This is a genomic window from Nocardia sp. NPDC056000, assembly GCF_042269265.1.
In the GTDB taxonomy this organism is placed as follows: domain Bacteria; phylum Actinomycetota; class Actinomycetes; order Mycobacteriales; family Mycobacteriaceae; genus Nocardia.
This window is the reverse complement of record NZ_JBHJXS010000003.1, coordinates 475,525-493,436: the sequence shown is the minus strand read 5'-3', so window position 1 is coordinate 493,436 and position 17,912 is coordinate 475,525. Positions and strand designations below refer to the sequence as shown.

Annotated in this window: 20 protein-coding genes and 1 pseudogene; 7 read left to right on the top strand and 14 right to left on the bottom strand. The window is 67.2% G+C overall.

What is annotated here, in order from left to right; all coding sequences use genetic code 11:
• Window positions 1–27 precede the first annotated feature (27 nt).
• Entirely contained in the window at window positions 28–684 is a 657-nt protein-coding gene (locus tag ACFC4D_RS10870) for a TetR/AcrR family transcriptional regulator (protein WP_376062560.1), read from the top strand.
• Window positions 685–689: 5 nt separating this feature from the next.
• Here ACFC4D_RS10870 and ACFC4D_RS10865 read toward each other — a convergent pair whose 3' ends face one another.
• From ACFC4D_RS10865 to ACFC4D_RS10855, 3 genes are all read right to left on the bottom strand, one after another.
• The gene (locus ACFC4D_RS10865; RefSeq protein WP_376062559.1) at window positions 690–1,442 is read right to left on the bottom strand and encodes an alpha/beta fold hydrolase; all 753 of its coding nucleotides are present in this window, start codon (window positions 1,440–1,442) and stop codon (window positions 690–692) included.
• Between the two features lie 57 nt (window positions 1,443–1,499).
• A complete protein-coding gene (locus ACFC4D_RS10860) occupies window positions 1,500–1,985 on the bottom strand; it encodes a pyridoxamine 5'-phosphate oxidase family protein (protein ID WP_364635124.1) in 486 nt (161 codons plus the stop codon).
• A 62-nt stretch (window positions 1,986–2,047) separates the two neighbouring features.
• Window positions 2,048–2,788, bottom strand: coding sequence for a helix-turn-helix domain-containing protein (locus ACFC4D_RS10855; protein WP_375952578.1), 741 nt, complete (start codon window positions 2,786–2,788; stop codon window positions 2,048–2,050).
• Between the two features lie 137 nt (window positions 2,789–2,925).
• Between ACFC4D_RS10855 and ACFC4D_RS10850 the strand changes: the two genes are divergently transcribed.
• Window positions 2,926–4,113, top strand: coding sequence for an MFS transporter (locus tag ACFC4D_RS10850; RefSeq protein ID WP_376062719.1), 1,188 nt, complete (start codon window positions 2,926–2,928; stop codon window positions 4,111–4,113).
• A 31-nt stretch (window positions 4,114–4,144) separates the two neighbouring features.
• Here the strand turns inward: ACFC4D_RS10850 and ACFC4D_RS10845 are convergent.
• Window positions 4,145–4,843, bottom strand: a pseudogene (locus ACFC4D_RS10845) (ADP-ribosylglycohydrolase family protein); the annotation flags it as partial.
• Window positions 4,844–4,925: 82 nt separating this feature from the next.
• Entirely contained in the window at window positions 4,926–7,031 is a 2,106-nt protein-coding gene (locus ACFC4D_RS10840) for a CocE/NonD family hydrolase (RefSeq protein WP_376062558.1), read from the bottom strand.
• A 93-nt stretch (window positions 7,032–7,124) separates the two neighbouring features.
• Between ACFC4D_RS10840 and ACFC4D_RS10835 the strand changes: the two genes are divergently transcribed.
• Together ACFC4D_RS10835 and ACFC4D_RS10830 are read left to right on the top strand one after the other, a co-directional pair.
• Window positions 7,125–8,027, top strand: coding sequence for an aminoglycoside phosphotransferase family protein (locus tag ACFC4D_RS10835; RefSeq protein WP_376062557.1), 903 nt, complete (start codon window positions 7,125–7,127; stop codon window positions 8,025–8,027).
• Between the two features lie 213 nt (window positions 8,028–8,240).
• Window positions 8,241–8,711, top strand: a complete 471-nt coding sequence (locus ACFC4D_RS10830) for an NUDIX hydrolase (RefSeq protein ID WP_375952587.1) — start codon at window positions 8,241–8,243, stop codon at window positions 8,709–8,711.
• Here ACFC4D_RS10830 and ACFC4D_RS10825 read toward each other — a convergent pair.
• From ACFC4D_RS10825 to ACFC4D_RS10810, 4 genes are all read right to left on the bottom strand, one after another.
• Complete coding sequence (locus ACFC4D_RS10825; protein ID WP_375952590.1) at window positions 8,655–9,011, bottom strand: winged helix-turn-helix domain-containing protein; 357 nt, start codon at window positions 9,009–9,011, stop codon at window positions 8,655–8,657. The two genes, ACFC4D_RS10830 and ACFC4D_RS10825, sit on opposite strands and share 57 nt — an antisense overlap.
• A complete protein-coding gene (locus ACFC4D_RS10820) occupies window positions 9,008–9,472 on the bottom strand; it encodes a hypothetical protein (RefSeq protein WP_376062556.1) in 465 nt (154 codons plus the stop codon). Before ACFC4D_RS10820 ends, ACFC4D_RS10825 begins: the two co-directional genes overlap by 4 nt.
• Before the next feature lie 97 nt (window positions 9,473–9,569).
• A complete protein-coding gene (locus tag ACFC4D_RS10815; protein WP_376062555.1) occupies window positions 9,570–10,040 on the bottom strand; it encodes a GyrI-like domain-containing protein in 471 nt (156 codons plus the stop codon).
• A gap of 96 nt (window positions 10,041–10,136) precedes the next feature.
• On the bottom strand, window positions 10,137–10,832 hold the full coding sequence (locus tag ACFC4D_RS10810) for a TetR/AcrR family transcriptional regulator (RefSeq protein WP_376062554.1): 696 nt from the start codon (window positions 10,830–10,832) through the stop codon (window positions 10,137–10,139).
• A gap of 152 nt (window positions 10,833–10,984) precedes the next feature.
• Here ACFC4D_RS10810 and ACFC4D_RS10805 point away from each other — a divergent pair, with 152 nt between their 5' ends.
• Window positions 10,985–11,437: a hypothetical protein gene (locus tag ACFC4D_RS10805; protein WP_376062553.1), complete on the top strand. Its 453-nt coding sequence runs from the start codon at window positions 10,985–10,987 to the stop codon at window positions 11,435–11,437.
• Window positions 11,434–12,162, top strand: a complete 729-nt coding sequence (locus ACFC4D_RS10800; RefSeq protein WP_376062552.1) for a DUF4386 domain-containing protein — start codon at window positions 11,434–11,436, stop codon at window positions 12,160–12,162. Before ACFC4D_RS10805 ends, ACFC4D_RS10800 begins: the two co-directional genes overlap by 4 nt.
• Here ACFC4D_RS10800 and ACFC4D_RS10795 read toward each other — a convergent pair.
• From ACFC4D_RS10795 to ACFC4D_RS10780, 4 genes are all read right to left on the bottom strand, one after another.
• Complete coding sequence (locus ACFC4D_RS10795; RefSeq protein WP_375952606.1) at window positions 12,095–12,739, bottom strand: TetR/AcrR family transcriptional regulator; 645 nt, start codon at window positions 12,737–12,739, stop codon at window positions 12,095–12,097. The genes ACFC4D_RS10800 and ACFC4D_RS10795 overlap by 68 nt on opposite strands.
• A 104-nt stretch (window positions 12,740–12,843) precedes the next feature.
• A complete protein-coding gene (locus ACFC4D_RS10790) occupies window positions 12,844–14,223 on the bottom strand; it encodes an ABC1 kinase family protein (protein ID WP_376062551.1) in 1,380 nt (459 codons plus the stop codon).
• 69 nt (window positions 14,224–14,292) lie between these two features.
• Window positions 14,293–15,249, bottom strand: coding sequence for a hypothetical protein (locus ACFC4D_RS10785; RefSeq protein ID WP_376062550.1), 957 nt, complete (start codon window positions 15,247–15,249; stop codon window positions 14,293–14,295).
• A gap of 6 nt (window positions 15,250–15,255) precedes the next feature.
• On the bottom strand, window positions 15,256–15,480 hold the full coding sequence (locus ACFC4D_RS10780; protein ID WP_376062549.1) for a hypothetical protein: 225 nt from the start codon (window positions 15,478–15,480) through the stop codon (window positions 15,256–15,258).
• Between the two features lie 100 nt (window positions 15,481–15,580).
• Between ACFC4D_RS10780 and ACFC4D_RS10775 the strand changes: the two genes are divergently transcribed.
• Entirely contained in the window at window positions 15,581–16,222 is a 642-nt protein-coding gene (locus tag ACFC4D_RS10775; RefSeq protein ID WP_376062548.1) for a TetR/AcrR family transcriptional regulator, read from the top strand.
• Window positions 16,223–16,241: 19 nt separating this feature from the next.
• On the opposite strand, the gene ACFC4D_RS10770 is transcribed toward ACFC4D_RS10775, so the two are convergent.
• Window positions 16,242–17,846 carry a flavin-containing monooxygenase gene (locus tag ACFC4D_RS10770; protein WP_376062547.1) on the bottom strand — a complete coding sequence of 535 codons (1,605 nt, stop codon included), beginning with the start codon at window positions 17,844–17,846 and terminating at the stop codon, window positions 16,242–16,244.
• Window positions 17,847–17,912: the final 66 nt, after the last annotated feature.

The following is a 17,912-nucleotide window of genomic DNA, read 5'->3' as shown; positions in this document are numbered from 1 at the left end:
TTCTCACCAGGCGATACGCTGAGGCCGATGCCACCCACACAGCGCCGCCCCACCGATGACGAACTACTCGACGCCGCCTGCGCGGTGTTCGCCGAGCACGGCTATCGCGCCGCGAGCATGGATGCCATAGCGCGCCGGGCGAATTCGACCAAGCCCACGCTCTACGCGCATTTCGGCTCGAAACCGGAGCTGTTCCGGCGGCTCTTCCGGCGCGAGGCCGAGGTCATGCAGGCCACGCTGCTGCCGGTGTACGAAACCCTGCCCGGCCGTGAGCTTTCCGATATGGTCCAGGCCGCGCTCGGCGCGGGATTGCGCTACGGCGAGGAGCATCCGCACGGTGCGGCGGTGGTCGGCGCGGTCATGAACGGCGACGGACCGGATCCCCAACTCGGGCACGGCCTGCTGGATACCCTCATCGACGCCATCGCCTCCGTCGTGGAGGACACCCTGCGCCGCAATAACCGCGATCCGGGCCCGCTCGGACCGGTGCTCGCCGCGCTCATGTGGGGTTCGGCGATCGAGGCCAGCCGGGTCGCGCATCGGGTCGAGATCACCGGACCCGAGCTCGTGGATTGGATCACCACGTACACGATCGGCGGACTACAGGCGACCCTGGCGCGCAGTCTCGCCGACCGGCGGCGGACGATCGACGCGGCGAGCGAAAACGGTGCGGCACCAGCCTGATTCAGCTATCGCGGCGTATCCGGAACGGCGATGAGGAACCGTTCCAGCCGCTCGGTGAAACCCGGCGCCGCCGCGACGAAATGCCCCGCACCCGGTGCGATCAACCGCTCCGCACCCAGGGCCGCGGCGAGCCCGTCACAGATTCGCTCCAGCCCGGCCGTATGCGCACCCGAGACCACCAGCGCGGGAATGCCGCCGGCGCGCAATGCCTCCAGATCGATCCGAATCTCACCGGGCAGCCGCGCGTACTGCGCGCGCCGCACGGCCGCCCGCACCGGCTCGGGCAGTGGTCCGGGACCGATCCCCGGGGAACCCGCGAGCGTGAGGAACTCGCGCAGCGAATCCGGTTCGGCGGCAAGACCATCGGTGAGCACGGCGTCACCGATACCGCGCAGCCGGACCACATCGGGATCATCGGGCGCGACGAAATACAGCGGCGGTTCGATAATCGTCAGCGACCGCACACTCGCGGGATCACGGGCCGCCGCCAACAGCGTCCCGAGCGTCCCATACGAATGCGCCACCACATGCGGGCGATGCGCCCGGAACAGCGCCGCGAGATCCGCGGCATCGACCTCGAAATCATGCCGCTCGCACACCGGCGGACTGGGCTCGAACCCCCGCCGATATACCGACAGCACCGTCCAGCGCTCCGCCAACGCCGCCATGCCCGCCCACGTGGTCCTCGGCCCCGCACCGCCGTGCACCAGCATTACCGCCGGCCCCCGGCCCACCCGCTCCACCACGAGATCATCCATGCGCCCCAGTGTCGGCCCGTTAGGCCATTCCGTCGAGCACTCCTGCCGGGTTCGCGCTCACTCCCCCATCATCACCGGATACCGCACCCATCGGAAACTCGTGAATTCGATATCGCGGACATAGGCGAAATCCGACCACAGCAAACGCCCGCCCCTGAGTGCGAGCATCGGCCGCACCCGCCGCCGAACCTGTTCGAGCTCAGCCGCATTCGCCAATCGCTTGGGGCCCACCGTGCCGTACAGCCGCACCCCGGGCGGTGTCCGGAACCGGCCCGTCAGCAGCGACCGGAACCAGAACAGCGAACCGCTGTCCACCGCCAGCAGGCACACTCGCGAACCGGCATCCACGTTGCGCGCCAACGCGTTCGTGTACTGGTCGAAGTAGAACCCGCTGCGGTCATCCCGCAAAAACACCGTTCCGACCGGCGTCACATTCGGCATCCCGTCATCGTCCACCGAAGCGATCGCGAAATGCCCGGTCGTCTTCCGTCCGCGGGTGACAACCTCGCGTATCGAATCCCACTGCTCGGCGATGTCCGCCATCACTCCCCCGAAATATCGAAATAGCTACCGGCGCAACATAGACCACGTGGCCGGTGACCGGATCACGGCCTGCGCACGCGGGATCCCGGGGTATGGCCGAGGGCTTGGCGGTAGACGTCGATGAAGGCGCTGGGGGTGGACCAGCCACAGCGATGAGCGACCGTGGAGACGGGGATGTCATCGGCGAGCAGTTGTACCGCGTGGTGCAGCCGCAGGCGAGTTCGCCACTGCGGATAGGTCAGGGCGAATTCGGTGCGGAAGAGGCGGGCCAAGGTGCGCTCGCCCGCGCCGACCCGGCGGGCGAGGTCGGGCAGCGACCACGGGGTCGAGAGGTCCTCCTCGACCAGTGCGCAGGCAGCGCGAAGGCGTTCGTCACGGGCGGCGGGGAGCTGTAAATGCTGGTCGGGGCTGCGGCGGATGCGATCGAGCAGGACTCGGCGGAGGCGGGCCAGTTCGTCGGCGGGCAGGTCTTCGGGGTCCGAGCAGGTCATGATCAATTCGCGCAGCAGGGGTGACACCGTGATCACGGTGGGGGTGCCGCGATCGGGTCCGTCGGGGGCGAAGCCGACGCAGTGGAAGCTGGTGGGGCCGTGGAAATGGTGTTCGTGCCAGCAGCCCGCGGGAATCCATACGGCCCGGTCGGCGGGGGCGATCCAGCGACCGCGATCGGTGTGCACTTCGGCCGCGCCCGAACTGGGATAGACGATCTGGTGATCGAGATGGCGATGCCGATCGATCCGCGCGCCGCCGCGCAGATACTGCGCCGCGGTGGCCTCGGGATCGTATTGGCCGATTATCGACATACTCCGGCATTTTATCGGAAGCCCGACAGCCACCGGAATTCCTACGCTGATCCTCGACCATCGAGGAAGGGGCGGTTGTGACGAGTACGGAAATCGGCGTCGAGCAGCGGGATTCGGTGCGCTCGGCATGGAAACGCATGCGGCACTGGGTGATCGCACACGCGGTGGACGACTTCTATCAGGGGCTGGTGCCCGCGAGCATTCCGTTCTTCGTGCTGGAACGGGAGTACAGCTATGTCGCCGCGTCCGGATTGGCGCTCGCGGCCACGCTCGGAAGCGCTCTACCGCAACCGCTGCTGGGCCTGATCGCCGATCGCTGGCGGCTGACCTGGATGGCACCCGCCGGACTCGCGCTCGCGGGACTGGGCGCGGGGCTCTCGGGTGTCGCGCCGAGCTATCCGATGGTGTGGCTGCTCCTACTGCTGTCCGGACTCGGAATCGCCGCATTCCATCCGGCCGCCGGGCGGGATGCGCGCCGGGACGCGGGTGCGAGCGCCACCGCCATGAGCCTGTTCGCCGCGGGCGGCAGTATCGGATTCTTCCTGGCCCCGGCGCTGGCCACACCCGCACTGGTCTCACTCGGAGTAGGTGCGACCGCGCTGTTCATCCCGCCCGCGGCCCTGATGGGTTTCGTGCTGTGGCGATATCAGCAGCGTCCGGAGCGAAAGACGTTCGCGGCGAACACTATCGACGGCCGCGACCGCTGGGCCCCGTTCCTGCTGCTGACCGCCGTCGAGGTGGTCCGCTCGATCATATTCTTCGGCGTGAACACCTTCATCGCCCTGTACTGGATCAACCATCTGGGCTCGGGTCAGACCCTGGGCGGTATGGCCCTGACCGCATTCCTCACCGGTGGCGTCCTGGGCACCCTGACCGGCGGCCGCCTCGCCGACCGCGTCAGCATGCTCCGAACCATCCAATTCGGCAGCGCCGCCGCCATTCCCGCCTTCACCCTGCTGCGCGTCACCCCCAGCCCAGAACTGGCCCTGCTACCCGCAATCCTGGTCGGCATCACGGTCAACATCCCCTTCGCGGTCCTGGTCAAACTCGGCCAGGACTACCTCCCCACCAAACCCGGCACCGCCTCCGGCGTCACCCTCGGCCTGGCCGTCAGCGCGGGCGGCCTCTTCGTCCCCCTCCTGGGCGCACTGGCCGACCGCCACGGCCCCGAATCCGTCCTCACCGCCCTGTGTTTCATTCCCCTGCCCGCGGTGGCCCTGAGCCTATTCCTGCCCCCGCCCACCCCGGCAACGGCTCACAGCGCGAAAGCCAGTGCGGTGGAGGACTACTCGACTCCGATCGGGCAGCCAGAACCCCGCCGATAATCGCGCAGGTGGTGTCGATATCACCACCCGCCCCCGCAGCCGTCCAGCAGGCTTGTTCGAAGGAATCGCTGTGACGGGCGACCACCCAGAGGCAGAACGGAACGGTATCGAGAGCCGAGGTCTTGTGGCCGACCCCCAATTCCGCTGCGGCCGTTGCGGAATCGCGCAGGGCCCGGGCGTGCTGAATACCCTCGCGAACGGGGCCCGAAGGTGTGCGAGCGGCCACCGCCGCGAGGAGTTCATCGCCTCGCACCTCCGGCCGGGCTGCCACAATGGCTGCGGCAATGGCCACGGCGATCGCGCCGGATACCGCATCAGGATGGGTATGGGTGACTTCCGCGGAGGCGGCGGCCTCGGCGACGACCCGATCCGGATCATCGGCGAAATAGGCCCCCAACGGTGCGATACGCATGGCAGCGCCATTACCCCAGGAACCGCTCCCGCCCCGCGCCAACGGCGCGAGTTCCCGCCAGGGCTCACCCTTCTGGCGGATCCGGCGCAGAATTCGGCTGGTGCCGGGACCGTAACGGCGATAGATGTCGTAGTGCTCGGCGAAGGATTTCGCCAGCGCGTCCTGGTCGATCCGGTCGTGCGCGTCCAGGATGGCGAAGATCGAGCATGCCATCTCGGTGTCATCGGTCCAGAGCCACGGGCCGGGCAGCAGTGCGCGCGAGCGCAGCGCGGGGTGGTTGATCGGGTCGTCGAAACATGCGCCGAAGGCGTCGCCCACGGCCAGTCCGCGCAGCGACGCCAGGGCGCGTTCCCTGCGGGTGCTGATCACCTGGACAGTGTGTCAGCACTCGCAGGGTTCGCTACCGCCAGGCGGTCGCGCTTGCCGGTCCAAGCGGGAGAACGATTTTCGAGGGGAAACGGGCGGAGTGTTCGATATTGACCGTCGAGCCGAGCAGGCCCGGGATATCCAGCGGGTGCGGCATGGTGGCCGGGAAGTTACTGCTGGAGATGCGGATTCGCAGGCTGTGGCCCGCGTCCAGCTTCTGGACCGTGGGGAAGACTCGGACTTGGAATTCGGTCACCTCACCCGGGACCAGCGGCTGGACCGAGGTGGAGGTGTTCTGGTGCACGACGGCGTAGAGGGTGCCGTCGGCGGTGCGCCAGGAACGGTCCTCGTCGACCGCGCGGCGGGTGGCGGTGAGCGCACCCTCGGTGAGCTGGCGGACACTGCCGTCGGGGGCGACGTCCTCGACGGCGACGTCGAAGGCGGCGTCGGTGGCGGTCGAGCTGGCGAACAGGTTGGCGGTGATCGGACCCGCCAGGGTCATGGCCTGATCGAATGGCGCTGTGCTGTAGGTCAATCCGTTCTGCGGGCCGACTTCGGTCTGTGCGCACGGGTCGTGCAGATTGCCCAGGGACAGCAGGTTGAGCACGAAGTCCAGGATGCCGCCGGTGGCCTTGCTGAACTCCCGGCTGCACGGATTGTTGATCAGTGAGTAGTCCCAGCGATCCGGCGTCTGATCACCGCTCGGCGGACTGCTCGACAGCCGGTTGCCGTCCAGGTAGTAGCTGGTCGGCGTGGTTTCGGTGAAGGGATACACGCTCGTGCTGAGCGCGTTGCCGTTCGCGTCGATCACATTGAGCGGGACGCTGTTTCGATCGACGCCATTGTCGATGTCCTTGAGCCAGTGATCGAACCAGGCCGCGGTGTGCTCCTCGGTGCGGATGCGTCCGGTCGGCGCGAAACCGGTGGTGACATGCGGCCACGGACCCTGCAGGATCTGGTAGCGCGGATCGGGTTTCGCGTTCGCGGGCATCGGACCGTACGGATCGCGGCCCGCCGCCGCGTTCTGCAATGCCGAATAGAGTTTGAACGTCGCGCCCTGGAATATATCGGCGTCACCGCCGACGGCGTACACCGCGACATCGTTGTGCACGATATTCGCGATATCGTTCGACAGCAGCCGCGGCCCGACAATCGGATTATCGGCGTTCAACCCCGAGGTCAGCAGATTCGCGGCGATTCCGAGCACACCCTGGCCATTGTCGCCGATCAGACCCCGCAGCCGATCGATGACAATGCCCAGGGCGCGCTGCGGTTCCACCAGCGCCGCCTCCCACAGATTCGCGTACTGCAACCACAGACCCGGCCAGATCACCACGAACAGCGAGATCAGCGGCGCCCACTGCCCGTCCCCGAGCACATCCTGGAGCAGGTCGTAATCGGTGTTCATCGCGAAAATCGCCTTCAGCGGCGAATTCTCACCGATCGTGGTGGCCGCGTGCATGGCCTCCACGCCCGGGAACGAATAGCCGAACATGCCGACCTTGCCGCTGGAATTCGGCAGCCGTGAACTCCAGTCCACCAATTCCTTGATGTCCTGGGCATTGCGATCGCTGATCGGCGACCACTGGCCATTCGACGCCCCGGTACCGCGCACATCGGCGATGACATTGATGTATCCGCGATTGACCAGATCGACCGGTGCGCTCACCTCCTGCGATACCGAATTGATCACCCCACCCAGATCACCCGGCACCGGCAGGTTGTACTCCTCGAACACCCCGCCGATCGCGGACACCAGCAGCCCGTTGTACGCGCCGTACGGTGTCACCGAAAGCACAACGGGGAACGGGCCTTTCGCGGGCTGCTGCGTCACCGGATCCAGCGGATAGCGGATCGAGGCGTGCAATTCGACGCCATCACTCATCCGGACGTTCTGCGCGATGTCATACCCGGTCTGATACGGACTCGGGCTCGGCACGTACCCGGCGGGCAAACCGAATCCGGCGGGCGCGGGCAGTGCGGGCCCGAGAATCGGGGCGGCCTGCGCGCGGCCGGACGGCAGCACCGCCAGCACCACGGTGACCACCAGCGTGACCGCCACCAGAATCCAACCGTCCCGGGCGGTGAACCGCCCCCTGCCCCCTCGCGCCGAGGGGACCGCGCACCATTGCGTCGTCATATGCACAACGGTTCCACGCTGGGTTTTTCCCTACTATTGGGAAATGCCTAGCGTTCCCGAGCCCGCATTGTGCAACTGCAACCCCGCCGCCTCATGATCGAAATTCCGGAGGGATTCGCGCACAGCACGATCGCGCGGGAGGGCGAGGCCGGGCGGGCGTGGATCGCGACCCTGCCCCGGATGGTGGATGAGCTGATGTGGCGCTGGCACTGCGCCCCGGACGGTCCGGTATTGCACGGCATGGTCGGGGTGGTGGTGCCGGTGCGCCATCGCGGAGCGACCGCCGCGGTGATCAAGGTCTCCTTCCCACATCCGGGCAACGCGCATGAGCCGGACGCCTACACCGCATGGGACGGGCGCGGAGCGCTGCGGCTCTTCGAACGCGATGACGAGCGGTTCGCGATGCTGTTGGAACGCGCGGAGTTTCGCACCCTCGCCACGGTGCGCGATCCTGAGCGAGCCGTGCGGATCCAGGGGCGGCTCTCGCGTCGACTCGCGGTCGAGCCGCCCTTCCCGCTACCGCGGCTCTCGGATCAGGTGGGTCGCTGGGAGGACGAGATGCTCTCCACCGCAGCGGAATTCGATCACCCCATCCCGAGCACCGTCCTCGATGCCGCCCTCGCCACCCTACGCGAACTCGGCCCGGATCAGCCCGGCCTGCTCGTGCACGGCGACCTGCACGACGGGAACATTCTGGCCTCGGAGCGGGAGCCGTGGCTCGCGATCGACCCCAAGGGCCATATCGGCGATCCGGCGCAGGACGCGCTCAATGTCATTCGCAGCCCGCGCTTCGAGTCCCTGCTGCGCGCACCGGATTTGCGGGCGGGCGTGCTCCGGCTGCTCGATATCTATTGCGCGGCAGCCGAGATCGATATCGATCGGGCCCGGCGCTGGACCCAGGCCGGTGCCGTCCGCGAGGCGCTGTGGGGGCGGCGGCACGGCGATCCGGAGTGGCTGATACAGGCCACCGACAGTCTGGCCGCGGCGCTGACCTGAAATCGGAACCGGTGCATTCCTGTCAGCGGCGTGAACTAGGCTTCGGGACACTGTGACAGCCGGTACCGGACGCATTAAACTTTTCGGCGCACCCGCCCGTACTGCGGAGATGCGCCGAAAGTCCGGATCGGCTTGGCTTCCAGTGGTTTTCCAGCGGTAGCGTAGAAACTGTGCCGGTCGATGGAGTCCGGCGGTACGGGATGTGGGTGCGAAGTGTGGGATTTCGAGGTTTCTCCCCGGCAATCGATCGGCGGATCGGTGCTGACCGAACTACAGGCGAAAGCCGAGACCGATGCGGTCGCATTGCGCATCGGCGTCGTGCTGGAGAACAACGGCGCTGTGCTGTTGCTGGAGCGCGAGGAATACGTGGCGGGCCGCCGGCCGCTGAACCTACCGGGCACAACGGTGCGCCCCGGTGAAGCACTAGCCGCCGCGGTGGCGCGGGCGGTACTCGAGGAGACCGGACTCACGGTCACCGACATCACCGCGCACGTCGGCAGTTTCGACTATCTGGACAATGCCGGAAAGCCGGTCCGCCGCGAACATTTCGCGGTCGAAGTGGCGAATGTGGCCCCGATCCGGCTCACCAACTACGGCGGCTACCGCTGGATTCCGCTCGATGGCGAACTACCGGTCACCTCGTCGATCCACCGCATCCTCACCGCCTACGGCGAACTGCGCTGATTCATCCGGAGCCACCCCGGCCACGATCTCCCGCAGTGCGGCGATGTGGCCGAGGAAGGCTTCCCGCCCCGCATCGGTCAACCGGGCGCGCACCTTGCGGCGACTGCCGTCCAGGCGGCGCTCGGTACCGATGTAGCCCGCTTCCTCGAGCGTCGCGAGCTGTTTGGACAGGGCCGAATCCGAGAGCCCCAGACGATCCTTGAGGAAGGCGAATTCCGCCCAGTCGGCCGCGGCGAGGGTCGCGACCAGCGAGAGCCGGGTGCTGGGGTGAATCAATTCGTCGAACCGCGCCTCGGTCATGCGCGCGCCCAGCGACGCAGCACCCGCAACAGCTCCGGCCCGCCGAATCCGATGATCGCCGCGACGATCACCGCCGCCCAGATGCCCGGATGCCGCGCGCCGTCGGCATTGAGCGCGAACGCCGAACCGATTGTCACGCAGACGAATCCGAACAGCATGACGATCACCACGAGGGGCGTGCGCCGCCCGGCCACATCCGCCGACACCCGCACGCCGCCGGTGCGCCGCCGCCCGTCCAGCAGTCGCGAGGCCACGAACGCGTGCCCCGCGCCGAAGACGAGCGTGGCGACCGATACCAGCCATTCCGGCCCGAGATCGCCGATCACGCCCAGCACGATCCAGCCGGCCGCCATTCCCCACCAGTACGCGCGCGGCAATCCGACCTCATCGGCTACCTGACGCCGCGCTCGCTCGGCCGCCTCGAGAGCGGCGCGAGCCTGATCCGGAGCAACGTTCTCCATGACGATTCCCTACTTTCCTATCAGGAAAGTAGAGTCTCACTTTCCCGGTAGGAAAGTCAAGGGTTCGCGCCGATACCTGCGGGTCGCGATGACAACCTCACTCGGCAATCGGCCAATTCAGTTCCGTACGAAGATCATTCGGATCCATCTCCGGCGACGGCTCGGTCACGTACACCTCCCAGCGCTGATCCGCGCCGGTCAGTCCCTGACTCTCGACCCACGCCACGAGCCGGGCCCACGAAGCGCCCAGCCCGTCGAAGCCACCCAGGTGCACGAGCCGCGCGACCCGGCCGCCGGGCAGCGCACCCGCGAAGACCGCGCCATCGGGCTCCACCGCGCCGTCGACCGCGAATCCCACCTCCACATCGATCGGATCCGCGACCGGCCCGCGATAGAGGCCGAATGCGGGACCGGCGATCCCGACCTGCTGTGCGGCGACGGTCTTGGCCAGCGCACCGAACGAGGCATCGTAGAAATCGCGCAGGCCCGCCATGGGCACGGTCGCGCGGACGGCCGCCGTGACGGCGGGATCGAGGGTGACGAGTTCGGGGGCGGGTACAGCGGTCATGGTTCTCCTCCGTAAGGAATGGACGTGCTCACCACTTGCGACGGAACGGCGGAACGAAATTCATCGGTCGTGGCGGCCGCGATCGACGGCCACCGATCAACCGGGCAGTCCGATCAGGTCGGCCATGAGGTTCATCTGATGGTCGAAATAGTCCCCGACGGCATTGATCGTGCCGCCGAGCCGCCCGAAGATCTCGAAGGTGACGAGGCCGAAAAGCTGTGTCCAGCCGAGGAATACGCGATCGAGCACCTCCTCGGACAGTCCCGAACCCTGCTCGTCGATGAGGATGCGGAGATCACCGCGCACGGTATCGGGCAGGCCGGTCGCGAACACCGGCGGTGACAACCGGCCCGCGCCCTCCGCGGCGGCCGCGATCTCCGCGAGCAGCAGGACCACGGTGGCGGCGGGCACGATGGTGTCGCGCGGGGCGTCATAGCCCGGGATGGGACTGCCGTAGAGCAGGCCGTATTCGGCCGGGTTGGCGGTGGCCCACTCCCGGACCGCCGCGCACACGGCGAGCCACCGAGCCCGATGATCATCGGCGGGCACCGCCGCACACGCGGCCGTGGCCGCCGCACCGAGCGATTCGTAGCTCTCCAGGATGAGCGCGGTGAGCAGGTCGTCGCGACTCGGGAAATACCGGTACAGCGCCGAGGCGACGATGCCCATATCGCGGGCGACCCCGCGCAGCGAGAGCCCCGCGCCATCCGTGGCCAGCCGTTTGCGCGCGGCGACCTTGATTTCCTCGATCATTTCGGTGCGCACGCGGGCGCGCAGGGATGCGGCGGACATCTCCGCAGTATAGAGAACAGTCGACGAGTTCGAGAACGGTAGATGGTTGAGAGAACACTGTTCTTGACTCCGAACGCCGTGCTCGCTTACCGTTGAGCCATCCCGAGAACAGTGTTCTCGGAACAGTCTTCCCCGAACGGATCGAGCACCTCATGCCCCTGCACATCGTGATCGGAGCGGGCCCCGTCGGCACCGCCACCGCACTCCAACTCGCGACCGGCGGTGCGCGGGTTCGCCTGCTCACCCGCCACGGTTCCGGCCCCGAGCATCCGGGGACCGCCTGGGGCAGGGCGTGGCATGTGCCGTCCGCTCCCCCGGTGTCGGTGCGCGCTCTCGCCGATCTGCTCGCGGCGGTCGCGGGCGTGGCACCGGCCAGGGTGATGCGGATGCCCGCGGCGCTGCTCTGGTCGGCGGGCCTGTTCGTTCCGGCCGCCCGTGAGATGCGGGAGCTGCGCTATCAGTTCGACCGCCCGTTCATCATGGATTCCGCCTCCGCGACAAAGCATTTCGATCTCGAAGGGACCCCGCTCGAGGAGAGCATGCGCCGGACCGTCGACGCTTTCCGTGGCGACACCGCCCAGCGGGGAATGGAGCCGCGGCGATGACCACGTCGACGTCTCCGGCTCGGATAGCGATCCCGATCGTGGCGGCCGTGCTGAGCATGAACGCCGGATTCATCGGCTTGGGCGCGGTGTTCGACTATCCGAAGGTGCTGTCCCGTCCGAGCGAGGATGTCCTGGCACTGTTCCGGGCGCACGAGACCGCCGTGGTGTCCTGGTTCTCGCTGCTGGCGTTCGGTGCGGCGCTGTTCATCCCCATCGCGATCATGATCGGCCGTCTCGACGACTCCCCGCGCATGCGCTGGGCGGTGCGCGCCGGAATCGCGGCGGGCCTGGTTCAGCTGATCGGCCTGCTGCGCTGGCCACTGCTGGTGCCGACCCTGGCCGACCGCGCCACACACGCGGCCGAGAACGCTTCCGCGACACATCAATTCGAGCTGGCGAATCTGATACTCGGCTCGGCGCTGGGCGAGACCGGCGGCTACGCGTTGACCGCCGCATGGACCCTGCTCGTGGCAACGGCGCTGTCGCGCAACGGTTTCCCGCGCTGGTTCATCTATTCGGGCATCGCCGCAGCGGCCCTCATCCTGACCGGTATCGCCGCACCGTGGCATATCCCGGGCGCACAGCAGCTCAATTTCCTCGGCTATGTGCTGTGGAGTCTCTGGATGCTGGCGCTGGCCGCATTCACGTTGCGCGGTATCACCCGGCGGACGCACCGCCCACCGCCGCGCCCAGCCGCTGCAACCAGAATTCGATTGTCGCGGTGAGGATGCTGCTGGATCGGCCGGGCGGGGTCAGCCCGGTCACGCCGCCCGCCGCCAAGCCGATGCCCGCGGCGAGCACACCGTGCACCCCGTCCTCCAGCAGTTGCCCGGCTTCGGCCGCGCTCTCGGGCAGATGGTCCAGGATCAGCACCCGGCCCGAATCCACCAGTCGCTCACACGCTTCGACGGCGCGGGCCTGCTGTGCCGGATCGCGCAGCACGCTGATGCCGTATTCGGCGGCCAGGATCAGGGGCGCGTTATCGTTGACCAATTCCCGGTCCCACCAGGTGGCGATGGCATCCAGCCGCTGTTCCAGCGATCCGTCGGTGGCGGCGATCGAATTGGCCAGCCGCGACATTCGCGCCGTCGCCCAGCTGCGCAGCACTTCGAGGCAGAGCGCCTCCTTGCTGTCGAAATTGCTGTAGACCGCACCGATGGTGCGACCGGCCTCGGCGGCGATCGCGGCCAGGGAGGTGGCGTGGTAGCCGTCGGCGTAGAACAGGCGTTCCGCGGCCTCGATCAGCTCTTCCCGCGTCAGTGCCTGGCTTTCGGCCCGGGTCAGCACCTTTCGAGCGGCCACACTTCCTCCGTTGTCAGTCATGGGCGGGCGGGAATACCGCGCATTCCAGGTACTGACATTATCCGGATTTGTGCAATTGGCCAACGCCACGCCGGTCGCTGTGTTCACACGCCCTTTCCGGCGCTCGCCCGCCGCGCCAGCGTGCGGCCGATCTCGGTGACCGGTTCATCGCCGTAGACCCACTCCCGGGCGATGCGATGCCAATTCCGGGTCGCCACCAACTGCCCGAGAAGTCCGAAGGTCAGGAAGTCCGCGCGCCGCGAGAACACATGCTCGGGCGGCAGCATCTGATGCCGCATACCGCTGAACTCGGCCAGGCGCGGATCCACCGCGGCCAGCAGCGCCCCGGTGGCCAGATCGGGGGTGACGGTGAGCTCCTGATCGGCCAGATTCCATTCCGATGCGGCCCAGATGTATTCGAGGCACTGCACCGGATCAACCCCGGCCGCCGGATCGACGATGCCGCGCGCCAGCAGCAGCGCGTAGAGATCATCGGCGCGATGCTCCACCGCCGCCCGCGCCACCTGTCGCTCGAATTCGATATCGGCGGGACCCATGCGGTTGTAGAGACCGAAATCGATGAATCCGACCCGTCCATCGGACGCCAGCAGCACATTGCCGGGATGCGGATCTCCGCAGAACTCACCGCGCTCGAACAGCGATCCGATATAGAAGCGATAGATCACCTCGCCGATATGGTCGCGGTCGGCGTCAGGCAGAGTTTGCATGTGCCCGAACGGTTTCGAGGTCAGGTACTCGGTGACCAGAATCCGATCCGAGCAGTGTTCGAGCACACTGTCCGGCACCACGATGTACGGGTGCCCGCGATAGTGCTCGGCCACCAGACGCTGTGTGCGCGCCTCACGGCCGTAGTCGAGTTCGGCCTCCAGGTTGCGGGTGATCTCGTCGATCAACGCGCTACTGGACAGCGCCGGCCACATGGACTTCCAAAGCTTCACGAACAGCGCGAGATTGCGCAGATCGGACCGGACCGCCTTCTCCACCCCCGGATACTGCACCTTGATCGCGACTTCGCGACCGTCGCGCAGCACCGCCCGGTACACCTGGCCGATCGACGCCGACGCGATCGGATCCTCGTCGAAATCCCGGAAAACCCTGCCGAGCGAGCCGTATTCGTCCTCGAGCACGCCGCGCATAGTCGAGAACGGCATCACCTGGGCCTGATCGCACAGCAGCGCCAGCTTGGCGCGGAACCGCTCCCGATGCGATTCGGGCACCAGATCCAGATCGATCACCGCGAGCATCTGGCCGAGTTTCATGGCCGCGCCCTTCATATTGCCGAGCACGTCGACGAGCTGTTCGGCACTGTCCAGGGTCGAACGACGCGAGAGCACCTCACGGGCGTGTTCCGAACGGCCGATCATGGACAGCCGGGCGGTCGCGCCGCGCGCGGCCTGCCCGGCCGCGAGCATGCCGAGTTTGCGACCCCGGGCCACCCGGCCCTTCGGAACCCGCTTGACCATGGGCATCTCCTCGAATCCTGCTGTCGGTACAGCGCTTGGCCGCGATGCTCGGCGCTCGCGGAGCGGCTGTCAATTGTGCAATTGCCCGGTGCGCGGCCGATCCGCGAACGCGATCAGCCGCTGGACCGAGGCGGCTCGGCGCTCAGTGGTGGCGGCCTGTTCCAGGGTCGCGGTGCTCGGCAGGTCCGGCGCGCCCGCCAGCACCCGCGCGGTCTCATCGGACAGATATCCGACGACATCGAGCAGTTCCGCGATGGCCCCGGCGTTGACAGCGAGACCGCAGATACGCGAAACACCCTCGGCGTCTTGGGTTTCGAACAACATCCTGCTCATCGGACCGGCGAACTCGTCATCCACCCGGGCGAGCAGCGACAGCGCCGCGACCAGGACGTCGGGCTTCCCGGACGCGCCCAGTGCGACAACTCGCGCCCGCCGCTCGGGTGACACCGTCCGCAGAATGCTGTTCAGGACCTCCGTGCGCGACACCATGGCCCCGGTGAACACGATGGCCTCATCGTCCTGGACATGGTTTTCGAACGCCCGGATCAAATCATCGGTGGCATGTTCGACGAACCGCGCGGCGGTGAGGTAGTCCCGGCGGCGCAGCAGTTCGTCGGCGGCCGGAATCAGCAGCGCGAAAGGCAATTTCGGTGCGAAGAAGGGGATTACGCGCGGGTCGACATAGGGTGCGGCATCGGCCAGGTAGCCCGGTGGCATCCTGCCCATCAACCCGGCCGCCCGGTGCTGATGATCCATTCCGATCGCGCCACCGCCGCGGCCCGCCACCTCCGGCGGAATCGCCTTGACCGCCACCGTCGCGGCGACCGCGTCCGGCACCAGCGGAGCCAGCTTGCTGACCCGGGCGAAAACCGTTGCCAGCGAATCGAACAGCGTATCGGACATGCGCTTGCGCAGTGCCTCGACCTTATCCGCGCCCAGCCGTTCCAGACCGCTCAGCGCGGCGGGTTCGACATCGAGGAGTTGGGCCAGCATCGTGATCTGGGCGCGAGTCACCAAGTCTGCCATGGCTTCTCACTTTCCGAACAGAATCGAGCGGGCCGGGATCCGCAGGAAGCGCGGCAGCACCTTCATGGCGTCGTCGATCGCGTGATCGAGACTGCGGCGTTGCGCGGTTCGCGCGTGCCGCAGCAGCCCCAGCAATTGCTCGGATTCGGCCGCCGTCAGCGCCGCCAGTACCTCATCGTCGGGTCCCCCCAGTGCGGCCCGCAACGCGGCGTGCGAATCATGCACCGCCATACCCCCTTCCGCGATCAGCCTCGATGCTTAAATAGCATCACTATTCACATAGCAGTATTATACCGATAGTGGGTGGCGTCAACCGGGAAGGTCGTGAATCGTGGGTGGCCGAAAGGTATTGACGCGAGCCGAAAGTCAGGCGCGTACCAGGGAGAATCTCCTCGACGCCGCCGAAGAGCTGTTCTTCACCCGGGGCTATCACGCCACCTCGATCGCGACGATCGCCGCGGCGGCCGGGCGCACCATCGGGGCGCTGTACAGCAATTTCGACAATAAGGAAGCGCTCTGCCTCGAGGTGATTCAGCGCGGGCTCGCCAGGGAGGTCGCCAAACTCATGCCCGCGCTCATGGCCGCACCCGAGGACGCGCACGCCCGCATGGATGTACTGACCCGGTGGTGGGCGAGTTCCTCGGCGAACAACCCGCTGCTGGCCCTGGGCGCGGAATATCTGATCAGCATCCTGCGGGACGCACATCAGCGCGCGACCACCGCGCAGGCCATCGAACGATTCGTGGCCGCCGGGCGCGTCCCGCTGGAAGACTTTCTGCCCGAGGACATTCCGACGACCGGACCGGCGGCCGAGGCGGCGATCCGCGCCATCGCCGCCACCGGAGCGGGCCTGGCAATCGGCAGTGCCGCCGAGGTGATCACCGCCGAGGAATCCGCACAGCTGCTCGGCGATACCGTCGAACTGTGGATTCGGCGAGTGCGCGACACCCTTCAGCCGCCATCAGGGGACTGAAGGGTGGTGCGCCCGAACCCTATTCGCGTGCCGCGCGAACGGGTTCGGGCGACGCGCCATTGGAGCTCGCGGCGGAATCCACTGCGGCAGAGATGGATACAGCCCGGAAGGTGTAGTCCTGCCGCGGGTCGAAGCACTCACTGTGGTCCCAGAGCGAATCCCGGAAGCCCCGGGACGGGCGCAGAATCGGGGCCTCACCCCGGTCATTGAAGAAGTAGCTGCGCACGTGATGCCGCTTGAACTGCCGTTCGACCAGATATTCCTGCGCGACCTGCGTGAAGGGGCTGTCGATCATCATTTCATGCCACACATCGTGCGCCCGCTGTGTCACCTCGGCGACCTGTGTGCCCTGATCGCGCGCGGCGGCGATGACCCGGGCCGCGTGCAGCGCCGAGCTTTCCATCATGCTCACCCACGTCACGCCGTTCCACCCGTACGGGCCGTAGAGGAACCAGCGGTTCGGCAGTTTGGGGATCGTCACCCCGGCATACGCCTGCATTCCGTTGGCGCGGTAGAACTCTCCCAGATCGAACCCGTCGCGGCCGGTGACCGCACCGACCGGGAACGCCTCGGGATCCGAGGCGACGTTGAATCCCGTGGCCAGCACGACCATGTCGTAGTCGCGATTCACGCCGTCGGTGGTGCGGATACCGGTTTCGGTGAAGCGTTCTATCGGGGTGGTCAGCAGGGTGCCGTTTTCGCGGCTGAAGGTTTGCAGAAATCCCCGGCCGAAGGTCGGCATATTGGCCATCAGGCCGTGCTTGGGCACCAGGGCGCGCCGGGCCTCGCGATCGGTCACCTGGATTTTCAGGTACAGGCTGTACGCCGCGCGCAGTACGGTTTCGAGGCCGGTGATCAGCGCCATCGCGGCCCACTTGGGGATGCGCTCGGCCCCGACGACCAGCGCTTGGTACACATACCAATTCGCCATATAGGCCAGGGTGTGGAAGCGCGGTGACCGCATGAGCCGCTGGCCGATACGGCCGAAAGCGAAGTCCGGCTTGGGAAAACACCAGGTCGCGGTGCGCTGGTAGACATCGAGCTGGGCCACGTCCGGCGCGATCGACGGCACGATCTGCATCGAGCTGGCCCCGGTGCCGATGACCGCGACGCGTTTGCCGCGGTAATCGTAGGAGTGATCCCATCCGGCGGAGATCATCACCTTGCCGGTGTACCGCTCCACATCGGGTATGCCCGAGTTCGATCGGGGTTCGAGGAAGAATCCGGTCGCGTTGAGGACGTAGCGCGCGGTCAGCGTCTCACCGCCGGTCAAATGCAGTGTCCAGAAACCGTTTTCGTCATCCCACACCTCGCGTTCCACCGAGGTGCCGAAGCGCGCGCGGTCGTACAGTCCGTGTTCGCGCGCGACGCGCTGGCAGTACTCGCGCACCTCGTCACCGGGTGCGAAGACCCGCGACCACCGATTGGGCGCGAAGGTGAACTCGTACGAGGTGGACGGGACGTCGAGTGCGACGCCCGGATAGGTGTTCGCGATCCAGGTGCCGCTGAAATCGCTTCTGCGGTCCAGGATTACGAAGTCGTCGATACCCGCTCGGCGCAGCTGGCAACCTGCGGCGATACCGCCGACACCCGCTCCGATCACCGCGGCTTCGACATCGGGCACGGCCCGCGCTACCGCTCGTTTTCTGGTGTTAGACGCCAATGTCCTGACTTTCCTGATTGACCCTCG

What these genes read in the sequence shown, in the direction of transcription:
- ACFC4D_RS10850 (WP_376062719.1), top strand. Translation starts at nt 2,926, where the DNA reads ATGCGGCACTGGGTGATCGCACACGCGGTGGACGACTTCTATCAGGGG.
- ACFC4D_RS10840 (WP_376062558.1), bottom strand. Translation starts at nt 7,031, where the DNA reads ATGACGACGCAATGGTGCGCGGTCCCCTCGGCGCGAGGGGGCAGGGGG.
- ACFC4D_RS10820 (WP_376062556.1), bottom strand. Translation starts at nt 9,472, where the DNA reads ATGGAGAACGTTGCTCCGGATCAGGCTCGCGCCGCTCTCGAGGCGGCC.
- ACFC4D_RS10860 (WP_364635124.1), bottom strand. Translation starts at nt 1,985, where the DNA reads ATGGCGGACATCGCCGAGCAGTGGGATTCGATACGCGAGGTTGTCACC.
- ACFC4D_RS10815 (WP_376062555.1), bottom strand. Translation starts at nt 10,040, where the DNA reads ATGACCGCTGTACCCGCCCCCGAACTCGTCACCCTCGATCCCGCCGTC.
- ACFC4D_RS10805 (WP_376062553.1), top strand. Translation starts at nt 10,985, where the DNA reads ATGCCCCTGCACATCGTGATCGGAGCGGGCCCCGTCGGCACCGCCACC.
- ACFC4D_RS10780 (WP_376062549.1), bottom strand. Translation starts at nt 15,480, where the DNA reads ATGGCGGTGCATGATTCGCACGCCGCGTTGCGGGCCGCACTGGGGGGA.
- ACFC4D_RS10835 (WP_376062557.1), top strand. Translation starts at nt 7,125, where the DNA reads ATGATCGAAATTCCGGAGGGATTCGCGCACAGCACGATCGCGCGGGAG.
- ACFC4D_RS10810 (WP_376062554.1), bottom strand. Translation starts at nt 10,832, where the DNA reads ATGTCCGCCGCATCCCTGCGCGCCCGCGTGCGCACCGAAATGATCGAG.
- ACFC4D_RS10855 (WP_375952578.1), bottom strand. Translation starts at nt 2,788, where the DNA reads ATGTCGATAATCGGCCAATACGATCCCGAGGCCACCGCGGCGCAGTAT.
- ACFC4D_RS10865 (WP_376062559.1), bottom strand. Translation starts at nt 1,442, where the DNA reads ATGGATGATCTCGTGGTGGAGCGGGTGGGCCGGGGGCCGGCGGTAATG.
- ACFC4D_RS10800 (WP_376062552.1), top strand. Translation starts at nt 11,434, where the DNA reads ATGACCACGTCGACGTCTCCGGCTCGGATAGCGATCCCGATCGTGGCG.
- ACFC4D_RS10825 (WP_375952590.1), bottom strand. Translation starts at nt 9,011, where the DNA reads ATGACCGAGGCGCGGTTCGACGAATTGATTCACCCCAGCACCCGGCTC.
- ACFC4D_RS10790 (WP_376062551.1), bottom strand. Translation starts at nt 14,223, where the DNA reads ATGGTCAAGCGGGTTCCGAAGGGCCGGGTGGCCCGGGGTCGCAAACTC.
- ACFC4D_RS10785 (WP_376062550.1), bottom strand. Translation starts at nt 15,249, where the DNA reads ATGGCAGACTTGGTGACTCGCGCCCAGATCACGATGCTGGCCCAACTC.
- ACFC4D_RS10870 (WP_376062560.1), top strand. Translation starts at nt 28, where the DNA reads ATGCCACCCACACAGCGCCGCCCCACCGATGACGAACTACTCGACGCC.